This window comes from Streptomyces flavalbus (assembly GCF_042674625.1).
Classification (GTDB): Bacteria; Actinomycetota; Actinomycetes; order Streptomycetales; family Streptomycetaceae; genus Streptomyces; species Streptomyces flavalbus.
Genome location: NZ_JBHTEB010000001.1, coordinates 3,296,066 through 3,312,047 on the forward strand (window position 1 = coordinate 3,296,066; position 15,982 = coordinate 3,312,047).

The 15,982-nt window shown below is 70.2% G+C and carries 12 protein-coding genes and 1 tRNA gene; 3 read left to right on the forward strand and 10 right to left on the reverse strand.

What is annotated here, in order from left to right:
- The first annotated feature begins 656 nt into the window (after positions 1–656).
- Complete coding sequence (locus ACFQZ6_RS14665; RefSeq protein ID WP_381608538.1) at positions 657–1,553, forward strand: hypothetical protein; 897 nt, start codon at positions 657–659, stop codon at positions 1,551–1,553.
- Between the two features lie 277 nt (positions 1,554–1,830).
- On the opposite strand, the gene ACFQZ6_RS14670 is transcribed toward ACFQZ6_RS14665, so the two are convergent.
- Positions 1,831–1,914 (reverse strand) — tRNA-Leu (locus ACFQZ6_RS14670).
- A 484-nt stretch (positions 1,915–2,398) separates the two neighbouring features.
- On the opposite strand from ACFQZ6_RS14670, the gene ACFQZ6_RS14675 reads away from it, so the two are divergent.
- Positions 2,399–3,169, forward strand: coding sequence for an ABC transporter ATP-binding protein (locus tag ACFQZ6_RS14675; RefSeq protein ID WP_381608541.1), 771 nt, complete (start codon positions 2,399–2,401; stop codon positions 3,167–3,169).
- A 44-nt stretch (positions 3,170–3,213) separates the two neighbouring features.
- Positions 3,214–5,742 carry an ABC transporter permease gene (locus ACFQZ6_RS14680; RefSeq protein WP_381608544.1) on the forward strand — a complete coding sequence of 843 codons (2,529 nt, stop codon included), beginning with the start codon at positions 3,214–3,216 and terminating at the stop codon, positions 5,740–5,742.
- 41 nt (positions 5,743–5,783) lie between these two features.
- Here the strand turns inward: ACFQZ6_RS14680 and ACFQZ6_RS14685 are convergent, their stop codons facing one another.
- The 9 genes from ACFQZ6_RS14685 to eno form a co-directional block, all read right to left on the reverse strand.
- Positions 5,784–7,088, reverse strand: coding sequence for a class I SAM-dependent methyltransferase (locus tag ACFQZ6_RS14685; protein ID WP_381608547.1), 1,305 nt, complete (start codon positions 7,086–7,088; stop codon positions 5,784–5,786).
- Between the two features lie 132 nt (positions 7,089–7,220).
- Positions 7,221–7,802 carry a hypothetical protein gene (locus ACFQZ6_RS14690; RefSeq protein WP_381608550.1) on the reverse strand — a complete coding sequence of 194 codons (582 nt, stop codon included), beginning with the start codon at positions 7,800–7,802 and terminating at the stop codon, positions 7,221–7,223.
- Positions 7,799–9,949, reverse strand: coding sequence for a hypothetical protein (locus tag ACFQZ6_RS14695; RefSeq protein ID WP_381608553.1), 2,151 nt, complete (start codon positions 9,947–9,949; stop codon positions 7,799–7,801). The genes ACFQZ6_RS14690 and ACFQZ6_RS14695 overlap by 4 nt, the downstream gene beginning before the upstream one ends.
- Positions 9,950–10,028: 79 nt before the next feature.
- A complete protein-coding gene (locus ACFQZ6_RS14700) occupies positions 10,029–10,394 on the reverse strand; it encodes a hypothetical protein (RefSeq protein ID WP_381608556.1) in 366 nt (121 codons plus the stop codon).
- A 180-nt stretch (positions 10,395–10,574) separates the two neighbouring features.
- Positions 10,575–11,972 (reverse strand): NAD(P)/FAD-dependent oxidoreductase, encoded by a 1,398-nt coding sequence (locus tag ACFQZ6_RS14705; protein ID WP_381608560.1) that lies wholly within the window; start codon positions 11,970–11,972, stop codon positions 10,575–10,577.
- A gap of 433 nt (positions 11,973–12,405) precedes the next feature.
- Positions 12,406–13,347 carry a Ppx/GppA phosphatase family protein gene (locus tag ACFQZ6_RS14710; protein WP_381608563.1) on the reverse strand — a complete coding sequence of 314 codons (942 nt, stop codon included), beginning with the start codon at positions 13,345–13,347 and terminating at the stop codon, positions 12,406–12,408.
- Positions 13,344–13,883 (reverse strand): DUF501 domain-containing protein, encoded by a 540-nt coding sequence (locus tag ACFQZ6_RS14715; RefSeq protein ID WP_381608566.1) that lies wholly within the window; start codon positions 13,881–13,883, stop codon positions 13,344–13,346. Before ACFQZ6_RS14715 ends, ACFQZ6_RS14710 begins: the two co-directional genes overlap by 4 nt.
- 73 nt (positions 13,884–13,956) lie before the next feature.
- Positions 13,957–14,433 carry an FtsB family cell division protein gene (locus tag ACFQZ6_RS14720; RefSeq protein WP_381608569.1) on the reverse strand — a complete coding sequence of 159 codons (477 nt, stop codon included), beginning with the start codon at positions 14,431–14,433 and terminating at the stop codon, positions 13,957–13,959.
- Positions 14,434–14,543: 110 nt separating this feature from the next.
- Complete coding sequence (gene eno, locus ACFQZ6_RS14725) at positions 14,544–15,824, reverse strand: phosphopyruvate hydratase (protein ID WP_381608572.1); 1,281 nt, start codon at positions 15,822–15,824, stop codon at positions 14,544–14,546.
- Positions 15,825–15,982 lie beyond the last annotated feature (158 nt).

Here is a 15,982-nt window from a genome sequence, read left to right on the forward strand (position 1 = left end):
CTTGCGTGCTTCTGCTCTGTTCCACCTCGACGCCCCCAAGCGGCCGTTTCGCCTACGTGATTACAGCGAGTACACCGAGGCATACAGTGGGTCGTGTAGTCCTCAGGGCGACGGACTTGTTTAGCGTGTTTAACGCCCTGCTTGGGAGGGTGGACGAAGTGCAGAATCACTCCGGCGCGCACAACGTCGCGCTCAAAGAAGCCCTGCTTGAAGCGCGTCTGACGTATGAGCAGCTCGCTGGCGAGGTCCGGCGAATCGCGGCCGAGGCGGGTGCCGATCTCCGCACGAACAGGTCCGCGGTGGCTCACTGGGTCAAGGGCGCGGCGCCTGGATGTCGAACAGCGTCGTACATTGCCGAGGCGATCAGTCGAAAGCTGGGCCGTCAGGTCCGGCCGGTGGACCTGGGGTGGACGGCCCCGGACATGGACCAGACCCAGACCCTGCTTGGGTTGGGTCCGGGACCGGATCCCGTGGACACGCTACGACGCATCGGGGAGGCGGACATCCAACGCCGCAAGATTCTGACGAGCGCCGCGTACTCAGTCGCAGCGGCGGCGCTGCCGCTCGGTCTGGACCAGGCCCTCGAATACCGTGCCCGCGCGGAAGGCTGGCATCGGGCCCGCGCTGGACGCGCCGAGTTGGACGCCGTCCGTGACATGACGACGACGTTCACTCGCATCGACGAGCGGCACGGCGGACAGCACGGCCGCACGGCGGTCGTACAGTACCTGCGCACAGACGTCGCCGACCTCTGCCAGTCGCGCTTCGGCTCCGAGAGCGAGCACCGCGAGGCTCTCGGTCTTGCCGCGTCGGTGGCCTACCTGTGCGGCTGGAAGGCGTACGACGCCGACGAACACGGCCTCGCCCAGCGCTACTACCTCCAGGCTCTCGCGCTCACCCGGGAAGCCGGGGACGGCATCCACGAGGCATGGATCCTGCGCATCATGGCCCACAACGGCATGGACATCCGCCGTCCCGAGAACACGCTGTCCCTTGCCGAGGCGGCGCTCAGCCGGGTCCAGGGCCGGGTGTCGCCAGCGACGGAGGCCCTGTTCGCCGTGACCCGGGCCCGCGCCCTGGCGGTTAACCGGCGCGGCAAGGAGGCCGCCACCCAGATCCGTGAGGCGCAGGACCTCGTAGTGCGGGGAGATCCGACCGAGCTGCCGTACTGGGCCACCCTGTGGGGGTCGTCCAAGGCCACGGTGAGCAGTCACACCGGGAAGACGTTCCACGAGCTGGGCGACCACCGCAACGCCGAGCGCCACTACGAGGCGTCGGCGCGCAACCGCCCCCGCGACGGCAGCGGCTACCAGCGCATCACCGCGCTCACTCTCGCGGCGCAAGGCCGGGAGCAGGCCGCCCAGGGGCACCTGGAGGCCGCGTGCGCCACCTGGGGCCGATCCCTCGACCTCCTCGGCGGGGTACGCTCCGCCCGCGCCGCGAAACAGGTCGACAGCATCCGCCGCCAACTCGCGGTGTTCGACGCACGGGGTGTCCGGCCTGCGGCCGATCTCAGCGAGCGGGCCCGGGAGTGGCAGCTCTCTCACAGCTAACCCTGCGGCCCGGGGTCAGGCGTCGTAGCTCTTCTGCCGCACGCCTGGCCCCAAGACGCGGCCACGATGGCGAAGCACTCACCCGCACGCCGGATTGGTGTGGGAGCCGCACTTGATAACGCCCGCGGAAAACCGGGCCCCCGGTCGGCTCGGGCTCGGGTGGGTCGCTGGTTTCGGACACGGGGGCTGGATGCCGTCCCCTCGGACGAGTGACGGCGCCAACCGGCCGTGGAGGCAGGTCAGGCGCCGTCGTAGCCGTCGGCCGTAGACGTGGAGGTGCCCGGAACCGGACTTGAACCGGTACGCCCGCGAAGGGGCAGCGAGGTTTAAGCTCGCCGTGTCTGCATTCCACCATCCGGGCAGGCCGTGGGCTCCGCATCGAGCGTCCCGAGCCTATCGGGACGCATCCCCCGAACAGCGGACGGGCGGAGCGATGTTGTCTTATTTTATTGATGTCTGAGGGTGCATCAGCACTCGGAACGCGCCATCCGCACCTGCCAACAGCCTTACGTGTGACGGTCCGTCGTGTGTGCGGAATGACGGAATTTCACCGCCGGGACCAGGGTGCTCCACCCGTTCTCGACAAGATCAGGCCGGGGCGGAACGCAGGAGGGACAAGGGGACGGGGCTCAGGGACGGCCGTCATCCCCAGGTATGACACGACTGGCTGAAGTCCGACCGAAGTCTGCCCCCGGAACCCGAACAGGGGGTGACTACACGGCGGTGCGCGGTCGGGACGATGGAGAGGTCCCAGCGAGCAGCGCGCGAGCCACGGCGGAGCGATCGCCGAGCCGGTCTCCAGCGATGCTCCAGCGACCGCCGCCGTACCGACAGGAGTGCCCCCCGTGACCACCACCCCCCTCGCCCAGCCGACCACCGCCGTGGCCGCCCGCGCCACGGAGCTGTCGAAGATCTACGGCCAGGGCGAGACCCAGGTGGTCGCCCTGGACCGGGTCTCCGTCGCCTTCCAGCAGGCCGAGTTCACCGCGATCATGGGCCCGTCGGGCTCCGGGAAGTCCACGCTGATGCACTGCGTGGCCGGTCTGGACACCTTCTCGTCCGGTTCCGTGCGCATCGGTGACACCGAGCTGGGCGCGCTGAAGGACAAGCAGCTCACCCAACTGCGCCGGGACAAGATCGGGTTCATCTTCCAGGCGTTCAACCTGCTGCCGACGCTGACCGCGCGGGAGAACATCACCCTCCCGATGGACATAGCCGGGCGCAAGCCGGACCAGGAGTGGCTGGACACCGTGATCCGCATGGTGGGCCTGGCGGACCGGCTCAGCCACCGGCCCTCCCAGCTCTCCGGCGGCCAGCAGCAGCGGGTCGCCGTGGCCCGCGCCCTCGCCTCGAAGCCGGACATCATCTTCGGCGACGAACCGACCGGAAACCTCGATTCCCGTTCCGGCGCCGAGGTGCTGGGCTTCCTGCGCAACTCCGTGCGGGAGCTGGGGCAGACGGTGGTGATGGTGACCCACGACCCGGTGGCGGCGGCGTACGCGGACCGGGTGGTGTTCCTCGCGGACGGCCGGATCGTGGACGAGGTGTACGGGCCGACGGCGGAGGCGGTCCTGGACCGCATGAAGCAGTTCGACGCCAAGGGCCGCACCAGCTAGTCCCCGCCCCACCACACCCCCGTACCCCTGGACTGAGATCACCCATGTTCCGTACCGCCTTGCGCAACGTGCTCGCGCACAAGGCCCGGCTCCTGATGACCGTCCTCGCCGTGATGCTCGGCGTGGCCTTCGTGTCGGGGACCCTGGTCTTCACCAACACCATCTCCGACGCCTACCAGAACAGTTCCGCCAAGGGCTTCGACCACGTCGACGTCGCCGTCGAGCCGGAGTACCAGAAGGCCCGCGGCGACCAGGTCGGCAAGCGCGCGGAGCTGACCGAGGCGCTGCTCGACGACAGCGCCGGGGTGCCGGGCGCGGCCTCCGCCATCGGTGTCGTACGCGGCTTCACCGCCGTCGCGGACCAGGACGGCGAGCTGATCGGCAACGGCTTCCAGTCGCAGGGCGGCAACTACTGGGGCGACGACGACCCGCGGTACCCGCTCGTCGACGGCCGCGCGCCCAGCGGCGCGGACGAGGTCCTCATCGACTCCGAGACCGCGCGGCGCACCGGCTACGGCGTCGGTGACACCGTACGGCTGTCCGTGGACGGCCCCGTGCTCGCCCCGAAGGTCACCGGCGTCTTCACCACCGACGACGGCAACGTGGCCGCGGGCGGCAGCCTCGCCCTGTTCGACACGGCGACCGCGCATAAGCTGTTCGGCAAGCCCGGCGTCTACGACGAGATCGACGTCGAGGCCGCCGCGGGCACCAGCCAGACCGCGCTGAAGGCGGCGCTGGACGAGGCGCTGCCCGGCGACGTCGTGAAGACCACGACCGGCGCCGAACTCGCCGACGAGCAGGCGGAGATGATCGCCGCGTCGATGGGCGGGCTCAAGCAGGGCCTGCTGGTCTTCGCGGGCATCGCGCTCTTCGTCGGCACGTTCATCATCGCCAACACCTTCACCATGCTGGTCGCCCAGCGCACCCGGGAGCTGGCGCTGATGCGGGCGGTCGGCGCGTCCCGCCGCCAGGTCACCCGGTCGGTGCTGATCGAGGCGTTCGTGGTGGGCGCGGTCGCGGCGGTGGCCGGTCTGGTCGCGGGCGTCGGCATCGGCGCGGGGCTGCGCTCGCTGATGGGCACGCTGGACCTGACCGTGCCGGACGGTCCGCTGGTGGTCTCGCCCGGCACGGTCGGCACCGCCCTCGCGGTGGGCGTCCTGGTGACGATGCTGGCGGCGTGGCTGCCGGGCCGCCGCGCGGCGAAGATCCCGCCGGTCGCCGCGATGAGCGCCGTGCACGCGCGGGCCACCACCAGGTCGCTGGTGCTGCGCAACACCCTCGGCGCGCTGTTCTCCGCCGCCGGTGTCGCCGTCGTCCTCGCCGCGACCACGATGGACGGCTCGGACGGCCAGGCACCCATGGGCCTGGGCGCGGTCCTGCTCATCGTCGGCGTCTTCATCCTCACGCCGCTGCTGTCCCGCCCGCTGATCGCGGCGGCGGCCCCGGTGCTGCGGATCTTCGGGGTCGCGGGGAAGCTGGCCCGGCAGAACTCGGTGCGCAACCCGCGCCGTACCGCCGCCACCGCCTCCGCGCTGATGATCGGCCTCACCCTGATCACCGGCATGACGGTGATGGCGGGCAGCCTCCAGCAGGCCATCGACAAGATGGCGTCGGCGGCGATCCGCGCGGACTACGTCGTCTCCATGGCGAACGGCAACCCGCTCTCCCTCGACGTGGCGGAGAAGCTGGCGGCCACCGACGGGGTGACCGCCACCAGTCCGCTGCGCAACGCCGCCTCCCGGATCGACGGTGAGACCGAGTACCTGACCGGCGTCACCGGCGCGACCATCGGGGAGCTGACCGACCTGCCGGTGGACGGCGGTGCCTTCGAGGTCGGCGGCGGGCGGGTCGTCGTCGACGACGACACGGCGGAGCGGCACGACTGGCGGGCCGGTTCCACGTTCACCGTCTCCTACGAGGACGGCGCGAAGGAGCGGCTGACGGTCGCCGGGGTGTACGAGGGCAACGAGATGATCCGCGGCATCATGCTCGACAACGCCGTCCTCACCCCGCACCTGTCCGACCCGGCGGACATGCAGGTCATGGTGAAGACCTCGGGCGGCGCGTCGGAGGCGGCCAAGGACCGGCTGGAGGAGGCCCTCGGCAGCAACCCGGCGATCAAGGTGCAGGACAAGGAGGACATCTCCCACGACATCGCGCAGATGTTCACGCTGATGCTGAACATGCTCTACGGCCTGCTCGCCATGGCGGTGATCGTCGCCGTCCTCGGCGTGATCAACACCCTCGCGATGTCCGTCTTCGAACGCTCCCAGGAGATCGGGATGCTCCGCGCGATCGGCCTCGACCGCAGCGGCATCAAGCGGATGGTCCGCCTGGAGTCCCTGGTGATCTCCCTGTTCGGCGGGGTGCTCGGCATCGGCCTCGGCGTGTTCTTCGGCTGGGCGGCCGGTGAGCTGCTGGGCACCCGGATGGCGACGTACGAACTCGTCCTGCCGTGGACCCGGATGGCCGTCTTCCTGCTGCTGGCCGCGACGGTCGGCGTCCTGGCGGCCCTGTGGCCCGCGCGCCGGGCGGCCCGCCTGAACATGCTGACGGCGATCAAGTCGGAGTAGGCCCCGGGGGGACAGCGGCGGGGACCCGCCGCTGTCCCTTCTCACTTCCACATACGGGCGCGCAGCGGCATCCCGGAGCTGCCGGAGTCACCGGGGCCGTCCGGGGTCCGTACGGCCAGCACCTGGTTGACGCCGATGTTGTTCTGCTCGAAGGCGAGGGCGGAGGCGGCCATGTAGAGCCGCCAGACGCGGGCCCGGCCGGGTCCGGCGAGGCGCATGGCGCGCGGCCAGTCGGCCTCCAGGTTGGCGACCCACTGGCGCAGGGTGAGGCCGTAGTGCTCGCGGATGGACTCCACGTCGCGCACCTCGAACCCGGCGCGTTCGAGCTGGGTGACGGTGGTGCCGAGGGGGGCGAGTTCGCCGTCGGGGAAGACGTAGGCGTCGATGAACTCGTCCACGTGGTACGACGACTCGTCGCGGCGCGGGCGGCGGGCGATCTGGTGGTTCAGGAGCCGCCCGCCGGGCCGCAGCAGGGCGTACAGGTCCTGGGCGTAGGCGAGGTAGCGTTCGGCGCCGACGTGCTCGGCCATGCCGATGGAGGAGATCGCGTCGAAGGGCCCGTCGCGGACGTCCCGGTAGTCCTGCACCCGGATCTCGACCCGGTCGGTGAGCCCTTCGTCGGCGACGCGCTTGCGGGCGTACGCGGCCTGCTCCTGCGACAGCGTGATGCCGACGACGCTGACGCCGTGCTCACGGGCGGCGTGGATGGCCATCGAGCCCCAGCCGCAGCCGACGTCGAGGAGGCGCTGACCGGGCCTCAGGGCGAGCTTGCGGGCGACGAGTTCGAGCTTGTCCCGCTGCGCGGTCTCCAGGTCGCCGCCCTCCGGGGTCTCCCAGTAGGCGCAGGAGTAGACCATGGACGGCCCGAGGACGATCTCGTAGAAGTCGTTGCCGACGTCGTAGTGGTGGCTGATGGCGCGTCTGTCGGTGCGGCGGGTGTGCAGGTGCCCGCGGCGCCGGGCCTCCTCGCGGGGCGGGGCGGGCGGCAGTCCGGGCCCCGCCAGCCGGAACAGCCCCCGTACGGCGGCCCGCACCTCCGGCTCCCGCAGGGCCTGCCCGAGCGTCCGGGCGTCCTCCCCCCGGTCCCAGATCAGCCCGGCCAGCGCGTCGAGCGCGGCGTAGAGGTCCCCCTCGACATCCAGGTCCCCCGCCACCCACGCCCTGGCCAGCCCCAGTTCACCCGGTTTCCACAGCAGGCGGCGCAGGGCACGGCGGTTGCGTACGACGAGCACGGGTGCGCCCGGCGGACCCGCCAGCGAGCCGTCCCAGGCGCGGACGCGTACCGGGACGGGTGTTCCCAGCAACTGTTCGAGCAGCCCCTTCAGCCGCGAAGCGGCGTCGGCCATGGCGCACACCTCCGTGACGACGATCCCGGAATGTCCAACACCACGTAAACACCACGGGGCCCACGGGGCAGTCCCCCACGCCCGTCACGGCTGTGCAAAATACGGCGTACGGCGCCGGGCTCGGCAACGACCTCACGCTCCGGCACACCAGGTCTTCTCCACGCCGGGCAGGTAGGCCCGCACGAAGTCCTCGATGTGCTGGCGCTGCTCGTCGGGGTTCTTGACCTCGGCACCCTTCTTACCGACCCGCAGTTCCATCACCAGAGACTCGTACGCGCCGCCGAGCGGCCCTGTCTGCGGCTGCGTGCTCTTCGGCCTGCAATCGAGCCAGACGATGGCGCCGTCTTCTCCGACCCCGGCACTCAGCACGCTGCCGCTGAAGGAGGCCCGTTTCAGGTTGCTGTAGTCGTCGGATGCCAGCATCGCATCCACCCCGTCACCGGTGTCACGGTCGAGACTGACAGTCAGGGCGTACCCCTTCCCCACCTTCAGGGCGCAGAAGTCCTCCACACCCTCGTCCTGAGAATACGGTCGCTTCTCTGTCAGGGAATCGCCTCCCGGGAGAAGAGGCTCGACGGCCGACTCGGCGACGGGAACATCACAGACTTCGGCAGGGATCGTGTAGTTCCGCTCCTGCCCACCACGAGAACACCCCAGTCCGAGAAGCAGCAGGGCACTGAACACGGCAACGGAACCGATGAGCTTGCCCTTCATGACCCGGCACCTGCCAGACGCCGGGCCGTCGCATTGCCGTTATTCGCGGCATTGTCAATAGTTTCGACTGTCATCCACTTTTCTTCTTCGGAAACCACTCTGGAATTCTCTGCCATCCAGTGCTCGGCCAGCGTTTCGAGGCGCCCTTCTCTGCCAATCCCGGCCGCCAGGTTCGCGCGCGCTTGGTCGCTGTCAATGCGAGCGATCTCTTCCTCAAGCCACTTGGCGGTGACCGCGTCCACCCCCCGCTGTGCGGCATCCCCGACGTGGGGGATGAAATTCACCACTCCGCCCCACGTGTGGTAATCCCACTTCGCGTCCCAGGTGGCTCTGCTCTTGGCGTCGTCGACGTCCACCTGAAGGCCCTGGTAACGAGCCTCCTCCAGGAACCCGATCGTGCGCCCCGCCCTGATGAGCGGCTCTTCGTCACCTTCGGCGCCCGTGTTGATGTCGTACACGATCTCCCGGTTCAGACTGTCGTGCAGCGTCCCGTAGGCGTGCTGGTCGCGGGAGATCTGCTTGGCCACCTCCAGGACGTGCTGGCGGTTCAGGGAGGTCTCCCCGTCGTTGTGGGCGCTGGTCGCCTCGTGCACGGCGTCGCCGTGGTTGCCCAGGACGAGCGCCATGGGCTCGCGCAACTGGGGTGGGAAGTCGTTCCCCTCCGCCGCGAGGTGGCCGAGGGACGCCTCGAAGATGCGGTCGTTCGCCGCCGAGTGGGGAACGAACCCGCCCCCGGCATCCGCCGGGTCGATCCCGGTCGCGCCCGCGACCAGCGCCGCGCCGAGCCCCGACCTGCTGTCCGCGTCCTCGACGTCGTACTGGCCGAGGACGTCGGAGGGGGCGCGGTCCGGGTCCATCGGGTTCCGCATCGTCGGATGGCCGTCGACGACGTTCCAGTCCCGCTCCCGCAGCAGGTACTCCAGCCTGTCGTTGGCGCCGTTCCCGGGGTCGAGGAAGCCCTCCGCCGCGCCGGGGTCGTGGCTCATCACCCCGAGGAGGCCGTCCAGCGGATCGTTGGCGAACCAGTCGTCCCGTGCCTGTACGAACCCCTTGGGCAGGTCCCAGATGTCGTCGCCCGGGTCGGCGCGCTCGGCGGCGATCAGGTCGTCGCCGAGGTCGTGGAGGAAGCGGTCCGAGTAGCCGTCGCCCTGCCGCAGGAGCGTGACGAAGGACTGGTACCCCGTCACCTCCTCGCCCTGCCACTCGTACCGCCTCGTGCCCGCCTCCCGCAGGCCCTCGCGCCACTCGCGGTAGAAGGCGGAGTCCGTGTCCCTCGTCGCCGTGGCGACGGTGTGGGCGAAGCCCTTCTCGATCCCCAGGTACTGCTGCCGGTTCCCCTGGTCCGAGTCGTAGGCGAGGTCGTTCAGCCGGTTGGTCAACCGGATCGTGCCCTCCGCGCCCACGTGGTCGAGCACCGTTCTGCTGAACACCTCGTCGCCGGAGTTGTCCCGCATCAGGCGCTGCCACTCCGCCAGTTCGGCCTCGCTGAGCTTGTCGCCCGTCAGGATCTGGTCGGCGTACTTCCCGGCCTCCCGCGCCTCGTACACCTCGATGTCCCCGACAGCGGAGCCGTTGAAGGCGTGGTCCTGGCCGAGCGGGTCCCGCAGGCGGTCGAACCAGCTCCTGACGCCCGCGGCCTTGTGCAGGGCGAGCTTCACGCCCTGGTCCGCGTCGTCGACCGCCCGTACGGCGTCCTTGATCTGCTGCGTCCAGGCGGCCTCGGCGATCTGCACCTGTGCCGCGTGCTTCTGGAAGTCGGGGTCGTGCCGCATCGACTGGAGCGTGTCCGGGTCGTAGACCGCCACCCCCTGGCTGGTCACCGTGAAGTTCTCCGCCTTCGCCTGCTCCACCAGGCTCTTGACCTGGCCGATCAGTTCCGTGAACTGGAGGTGGGCGTCCCGGAGGATGGAGGCGATGGCACGGGCCTCCGTCTGCGCGTCCTTGAGCTGCTTGCGGGTGGCCGAAAGCTGCTCGTCGGCCACGGTGGCGCTGACGCCGACCCACCGGCCCTTCCTCGCGACCGACAGGACCCGCGCGGCGTAGAGGGTCTCCAGTTCCTCGAAGCCGTCCGCCATGTCGTCCCAGTCGGTGGCCGCCGTGGTCAGCACGCCGGTGTTGACCGTGATCACGTCCTGGTAGCTGAGCATTCCCGATCGCCCCCGCAGTCCCCGTATCTCCCGTAGTTCCCCGTACTCCCGTGCTCCCGTGCGCGCCCGCCCCCGTGTCCTAGAGCCCGGTCCCCGTGTCGATCTGCGTCAGGCCCCCGCCCACGCCGTGGTCGACCTGCTGGAACTCCCGCTTGTTCGCCCGCAGCGCCGCACGGTCGGCGGCCAGCCTGTCCTTCAGGCTCTTCACCTGCGACTCCCACTCCTGGTGCGCGTCCTTCAGTCCGGCACCGGTGTCCCAGCCCGTGAACTCGCGTACGGCAGCCCCCGAGGACTCCTCGGCGTGCATCCCCGCGCGGTCCGCGCCTGGCTGGATGGTGTCTTCCAGCGCCTTGATCGCGGCGCTCTTCCCCGTGCGGTCGGTCCTCATGTCGGGTTGTCCGGCCAGTGCGTTGGCCTTCAGTCGTTCCCACTCCTCCCAGGACATGACACGCCCACCCCCTTCTCCCCGTAAGGCGCCGGTGCACATCGTGTCATCCCTGACAGTACGACTCTCCAGTGGATGATCCGAACAAGCCATCCCCCATCCCGTCCACTCCCCACGCACGCCGAGGGGCCGCCCGCACCACGGATGGCGGGCGGCCCCTCGGGGTTCGGCGGGGGTGGGTCAGGAGGCCTTGGCCTTCTGCTGTTCGGCGGGGGCCGGGGTGGCCGCCTGGGCCGGGGCCGGGGCGGGCTTCGCGGCCTCGTAGAACTCCTCGCGCGGGGATTCCAGGGCGCCGAGGGCGACGACCTCGCGCTTGAGGAACATGCCGAGGGTCCAGTCGGCGAAGACGCGGATCTTGCGGTTCCAGGTCGGCATCGCCAGACCGTGGTAGCCACGGTGCATGTACCAGGCGAGACGGCCCTTGAGCTTGATCTTCATCTTGCCCATGACGATCATCGCGACGCCCTTGTGGAGGCCGAGACCGGCCACCGCGCCCTTGTTGGCGTGCGCGTAGTCCTTCTGCGGGAAGCCCCGCATACCGGAGATCACGTTGTCGCCGAGGGCCTTGGCCTGGCGCAGCGCGTGCTGGGCGTTGGGCGGGCACCAGGCGTTGGGGTTGCCCGCCTTGCGGCCGACGAGGTCCGGGACCTGGGCGTTGTCGCCCGCGGCCCAGATGTAGTCGGTGCCCTTGACCTGGAGCGTCGGCTCGCAGTCGACGTGACCGCGGGGGCCGAGGGGTAGGCCGAAGCGGGACAGGGCCGGGTTGGGCTTGACGCCCGCCGTCCACACGATGGTGTTGGAGTCGACCTCAAGCCCGTTCTTCAACACCACGTGGCCGTCGACGCAGGAGTCCATGGAGGTGGAGAGGTAGACCTCCACGCCCCGGCTCTCCAGGTGCTCCTTGCCGTAGGCGCCCAGCTTCGGGCCGACCTCGGGGAGGATCTTGTCGGCGGCGTCGACGAGGATGAACCGCATGTCCTCGCGGGACACGTTGTTGTAGTACTTGGCCGCGTCGCGGGCCATGTCCTCGACCTCGCCGATGGTCTCCGCGCCCGCGAAGCCACCGCCGACGAACACGAACGTGAGCGCCTTGCGGCGGATCTCCTCGTCGGTGGTGGAGTCGGCCTTGTCGAGCTGCTCCAGGACGTGGTTCCGCAGGCCGATGGCCTCCTCGATGCCCTTCATGCCGATGCCCTGCTCGGCGAGGCCGGGGATCGGGAAGGTGCGGGAGACGGCGCCCATCGCGATGACCAGGTAGTCGAACGGCAGCTCGTACGCCTCGCCGACCAGCGGCGCGATCGTGGCGACCTTGCGGTCCTGGTCGATGGTGGTGACCCGGCCGGTGAGGACCTCCGCCTTCGGCAGCACGCGTCGCAGCGGGACGACGACGTGCCGGGGGGAGATGTTGCCAGCGGCCGTTTCGGGGAGGAAGGGCTGGTAGGTCATGTACGACCGGGGGTCGACGACCGTGACGGTCGCCTCGCCGTAGCGCATCTTCTTCAGGATGCGCCGAGCTGCGTACAGACCTACGTACCCACCGCCTACTACGAGGATCCTGGGACGCTCCGTGGTGCTCATGGCATCGAGTATCCACCCGCCCCGGGGGGGTACCTCGTGCGCCCCTTCACAAGCTTCTTCCATGCCTCTGCTACACTGCGCCGCCCACGTGACCCAGGTCATGACCCGGGACGGGAACCGACGCACGGGGCGGACCGTTGTCAATGCCGCGTGAGCTGCCGCGCAAGGCGACCGAGGGGGACGTACCACCCCCAGACCGACCCCTCAGACCCCCGCCGTACACCCTTCCCGCGCGCCCCGCAAGGGTCCCTTCGGGGCACGGAAACAGCCTCCTACGGCCTTGCTGTCGCCCCCCGGCGCCCAATTCCTTGTGAAGAACTTCACGAAGTTTTCCGACAGCCTGTCACCGCACCCCCGGAATCCACCCCTCCACCCCGCTCAAACGCCGTACGACCTGCTCAACGGTGGCGTCCGTGGCCGTCCGTCACGGCCCTTACGCCACCGACCACGCGATGCCGTCGAGGATGTCGTGCTCGCTCACCACGACCTCCTCCGCGCCGACGCGTTCCATGATCGTGAGGAGGATCAGGGCGCCCGCGGCGATCACGTCGACGCGGCCCGGGTGCATGGAGGGGACGGCGGCACGTTCGGCGTGGGTGGAGTGGAGGAGCCAGTCGGTGATCTCGCGGACGCGGGTGCGGGGGACGCGGGAGTGGTGGATGGCTGTCGAGTCGTACTCGGGGAGTTCCTGGGCGATCGCCGACACCGTCGTCACCGAACCGGCGAGGCCGACCAGCGTGTGCGCCTCGCGCAGCGGGACCTGCTCCTCGGCGAGGTCGAGGGCCGCCACGATGTCGGCGCGCATCGCCGCGATCTGCTCCTCCGTCGGCGGGTCGGACACCTCGCCGTCCCGCACCAGGTGCCGTTCCGTCATCCGTACGCAGCCGATGTCGACCGAGCGGGCCGCGCGCACCCCCTCGTCGCCGACGACGAGCTCCGTGGAGCCGCCGCCGATGTCCACCACCAGGTAGGGGCGGGTGAGGTCCGTACGACCGGTGAGTTCGCGGGTCGCGCCGGTGAAGGAGAACTCCGCCTCCTGGTCGCCGCTGATCACCTCGGGTTCGACGCCCAGGATGTCCAGCACCCCGCGCACGAAGTCCTCCCGGTTCTCCGCGTCCCGGGAGGCGGAGGTGGCGACGAAGCGGAGCCGCTCGGCGCCGTGCTCCTTGATGACCGCGGCGTACTCGCGGCACGCCGCGAACGTGCGCTCCAGCGCCTCGGGGGCCAGGCGGCCGGTGCGGTCGACGCCCTGGCCGAGGCGGACGATCGTCATACGGCGGTCCAGGTCGACCAGTTCGCCGGTCGCCGGGTCGCAGTCCGCGACCAGCAGGCGGATCGAGTTCGTACCGCAGTCGATGGCGGCCACGCGGGTCACTTGCCGTCCTCCTCGGTCGTCGTGGGCGTGCTCACGCACGCGCCCTTGCGCCACCACTCCGGCAGCATCGCCAGCGCCTCGTCGCCCAGCGGGTTCACGCCGGGACCGGCGGCCAGCGAGTGGGCCACCAGGACGTGCAGGCACTTCACCCGGTCGGGCATCCCGCCCGCGCTCGGGAAGCCCGTCAGCTCCTCGATCTCGTCCCGGCGCCGGATGTAGTCCTCGTGCGCGGCGCGGTACGCGGCGGCCAGCTCCGGGTCGCTCTCCAGGCGGGCCGTCATCTCCTTCATCACGCCGCCTGCCTCCAGCGTGCCGATGGCCGACGCCGCCTTCGGGCACGTCAGGTAGTACAGCGTCGGGAACGGCGTGCCGTCCGGCAGCCGCGGCGCCGTCTCCACCACGTCCGGCTGGCCGCACGGGCAGCGGTGCGCGATCGCGCGCAGGCCGCGTGGCGGACGTCCGAGCTGCTGCTTGAACGCCTCGACGTCCGCGTCGGTGGGCTCGGTGCGCGGGGTGGAGGGCGGGGGCGTGTCCATAGGAATCTCTACGAGTCTTTCTCGACGGTGTCACTGGTCGGCGCGGGGAGAGTAGCGGTCGGGCGCGGGGAGGCTACCGGTCGGCGGCGTCTGACTTGTCGACGCCGTCCCAGACGTTCGAGTACCAGGGGCGGTCGGCCGCGCCCAGGTCGGCGCGGGCCCGCTTGGCCGCGTCCGGGTCGATCACGACGTAACCGGTCTCCCCCGGCATCACGTAGTGCAGTCGCTGCCGGATCTGCTGCTCGGCGTACGCGTCGTCCTGCCACCGCGCCTTCTGGTCGCGCAGTTGTTCGACGCGCTCGCTGGCCTGCCGCTTCTCCCGCTCCAGGTCGGCGATCTCGGCGCGCTGGGCGACGTACTGCCTTATCGGGTAGGCGAGCGCGACGACCAGCGAGCAGACGACCAGGGCGAGCAGGGCGGCGCGGCCGGTGAGGCGGGAGCGGCGGGCCTGGCGGCGGGTCTGTGAGCGGTAGACGCGGGCCGCCGTCTGCTCACCGAGCAGCTTGAGTCTGGTGGTGGTGGAGAACCGGTCCCGGTCCTTCACGGCCATGCCCCGCCTCCGTCTCGTCCCGCCGCACACGCGCGTACGTCCCCGCACACGGTACGGGACCGGGTACGGGGACGTACGTACGACTGGCTACGCCTTGCCAGCTTCCAGGCTCAGCCCTTGAAGCGCGGGAACGCGCTGCGGCCCGCGTACACCGCCGCGTCGTCGAGGATCTCCTCGATGCGCAGGAGCTGGTTGTACTTGGCGACGCGCTCGGAGCGGGCCGGGGCGCCCGTCTTGATCTGGCCGCAGTTGGTGGCGACGGCGAGGTCCGCGATGGTGACGTCCTCGGTCTCACCGGAGCGGTGCGACATCATGCACTTGAAGCCGTTGCGCTGGGCCAGCTCCACGGCGTCCAGGGTCTCGGTCAGCGAACCGATCTGGTTGACCTTGACCAGCAGCGCGTTGGCCGCGCCCTCCTCGATGCCGCGGGCGAGGCGCTCGGGGTTGGTGACGAACAGGTCGTCGCCGACGAGCTGCACCTTGTCGCCGAGGCGCTCGGTGATGGTCTGCCAGCCCGCCCAGTCGTCTTCGAACAGCGGGTCCTCGATGGAGACCAGCGGGTACGCCTCGACCAGCTCGGCGTAGTAGTCCGTCATCTCGGCGGCGGAGCGCTCCTTGCCCTCGAAGACGTAGGAGCCGTCCTTGTAGAACTCGGACGCGGCCACGTCGAGCGCGAGGGCGATCTGCTCGCCGGGGGTGTAACCGGCTTCCTTGATCGCTTCGAGGATGAGGTCAAGGGCCGCGCGGTTGGAGCCGAGGTTCGGGGCGAAGCCGCCCTCGTCGCCGAGGCCGGTGGCCAGGCCCTTGCCCTTCAGCACCTTCTTGAGGGTGTGGTAGACCTCGGTGCCCCAGCGCAGCGCCTCGGAGAACGACTCCGCGCCGATCGGCGCGATCATGAACTCCTGGATGTCCACGTTGGAGTCGGCGTGCGAGCCGCCGTTCAGGATGTTCATCATCGGCACCGGCAGCAGGTGCGCGTTGGGGCCGCCCAGGTAGCGGAAGAGGGGGAGGTCGCTGGCCTCGGAGGCGGCGTGGGCGACGGCGAGGGAGACGCCGAGGATGGCGTTGGCGCCGAGGGAGCCCTTGTTGTCGGTGGCGTCCAGGTCGAACATGGCCTGGTCGATCAGGCGCTGCTCGGTGGCGTCGTAGCCGACCAGCTCCGGGCCGATCTGCTCGATCACGGCGAGGACGGCCTTCTCGACGCCCTTGCCCTGGTAGCGGTTGGGGTCACCGTCGCGCAGCTCGATGGCCTCGAAGGCGCCCGTCGAGGCGCCGGACGGGACGGCGGCACGACCGGTGCTGCCGTCGTCGAGGCCGACCTCGACCTCGACCGTGGGATTGCCTCGGGAGTCCAGGATTTCCCGGGCTACGACGACGTCGATGGACGGCACGAGCATCTCCTTCATGGATGTGACGTGGGTCAGCAGTACCGCAGTGGGTGCTGCGTCAGTACCGCGGTGGGTGCTGCGTCCTGAGCCTAACCGGCCGGGGGCCGTCGGCTCGCCCTCCGACCCCCGGTAGAGCAGAACCGAGAGTAAATTGTTTCCGA

Excerpts from the sequence above, each read along its gene's own strand:
- ACFQZ6_RS14700 (WP_381608556.1), bottom strand. The coding sequence starts at position 10,394 with ATGTCCTGGGAGGAGTGGGAACGACTGAAGGCCAACGCACTGGCCGGA.
- ACFQZ6_RS14685 (WP_381608547.1), bottom strand. The coding sequence starts at position 7,088 with ATGGCCGACGCCGCTTCGCGGCTGAAGGGGCTGCTCGAACAGTTGCTG.
- ACFQZ6_RS14680 (WP_381608544.1), top strand. The coding sequence starts at position 3,214 with ATGTTCCGTACCGCCTTGCGCAACGTGCTCGCGCACAAGGCCCGGCTC.
- ACFQZ6_RS14705 (WP_381608560.1), bottom strand. The coding sequence starts at position 11,972 with ATGAGCACCACGGAGCGTCCCAGGATCCTCGTAGTAGGCGGTGGGTAC.
- ACFQZ6_RS14690 (WP_381608550.1), bottom strand. The coding sequence starts at position 7,802 with ATGAAGGGCAAGCTCATCGGTTCCGTTGCCGTGTTCAGTGCCCTGCTG.
- ACFQZ6_RS14695 (WP_381608553.1), bottom strand. The coding sequence starts at position 9,949 with ATGCTCAGCTACCAGGACGTGATCACGGTCAACACCGGCGTGCTGACC.
- ACFQZ6_RS14720 (WP_381608569.1), bottom strand. The coding sequence starts at position 14,433 with ATGGCCGTGAAGGACCGGGACCGGTTCTCCACCACCACCAGACTCAAG.
- ACFQZ6_RS14715 (WP_381608566.1), bottom strand. The coding sequence starts at position 13,883 with ATGGACACGCCCCCGCCCTCCACCCCGCGCACCGAGCCCACCGACGCG.
- ACFQZ6_RS14665 (WP_381608538.1), top strand. The coding sequence starts at position 657 with ATGACGACGACGTTCACTCGCATCGACGAGCGGCACGGCGGACAGCAC.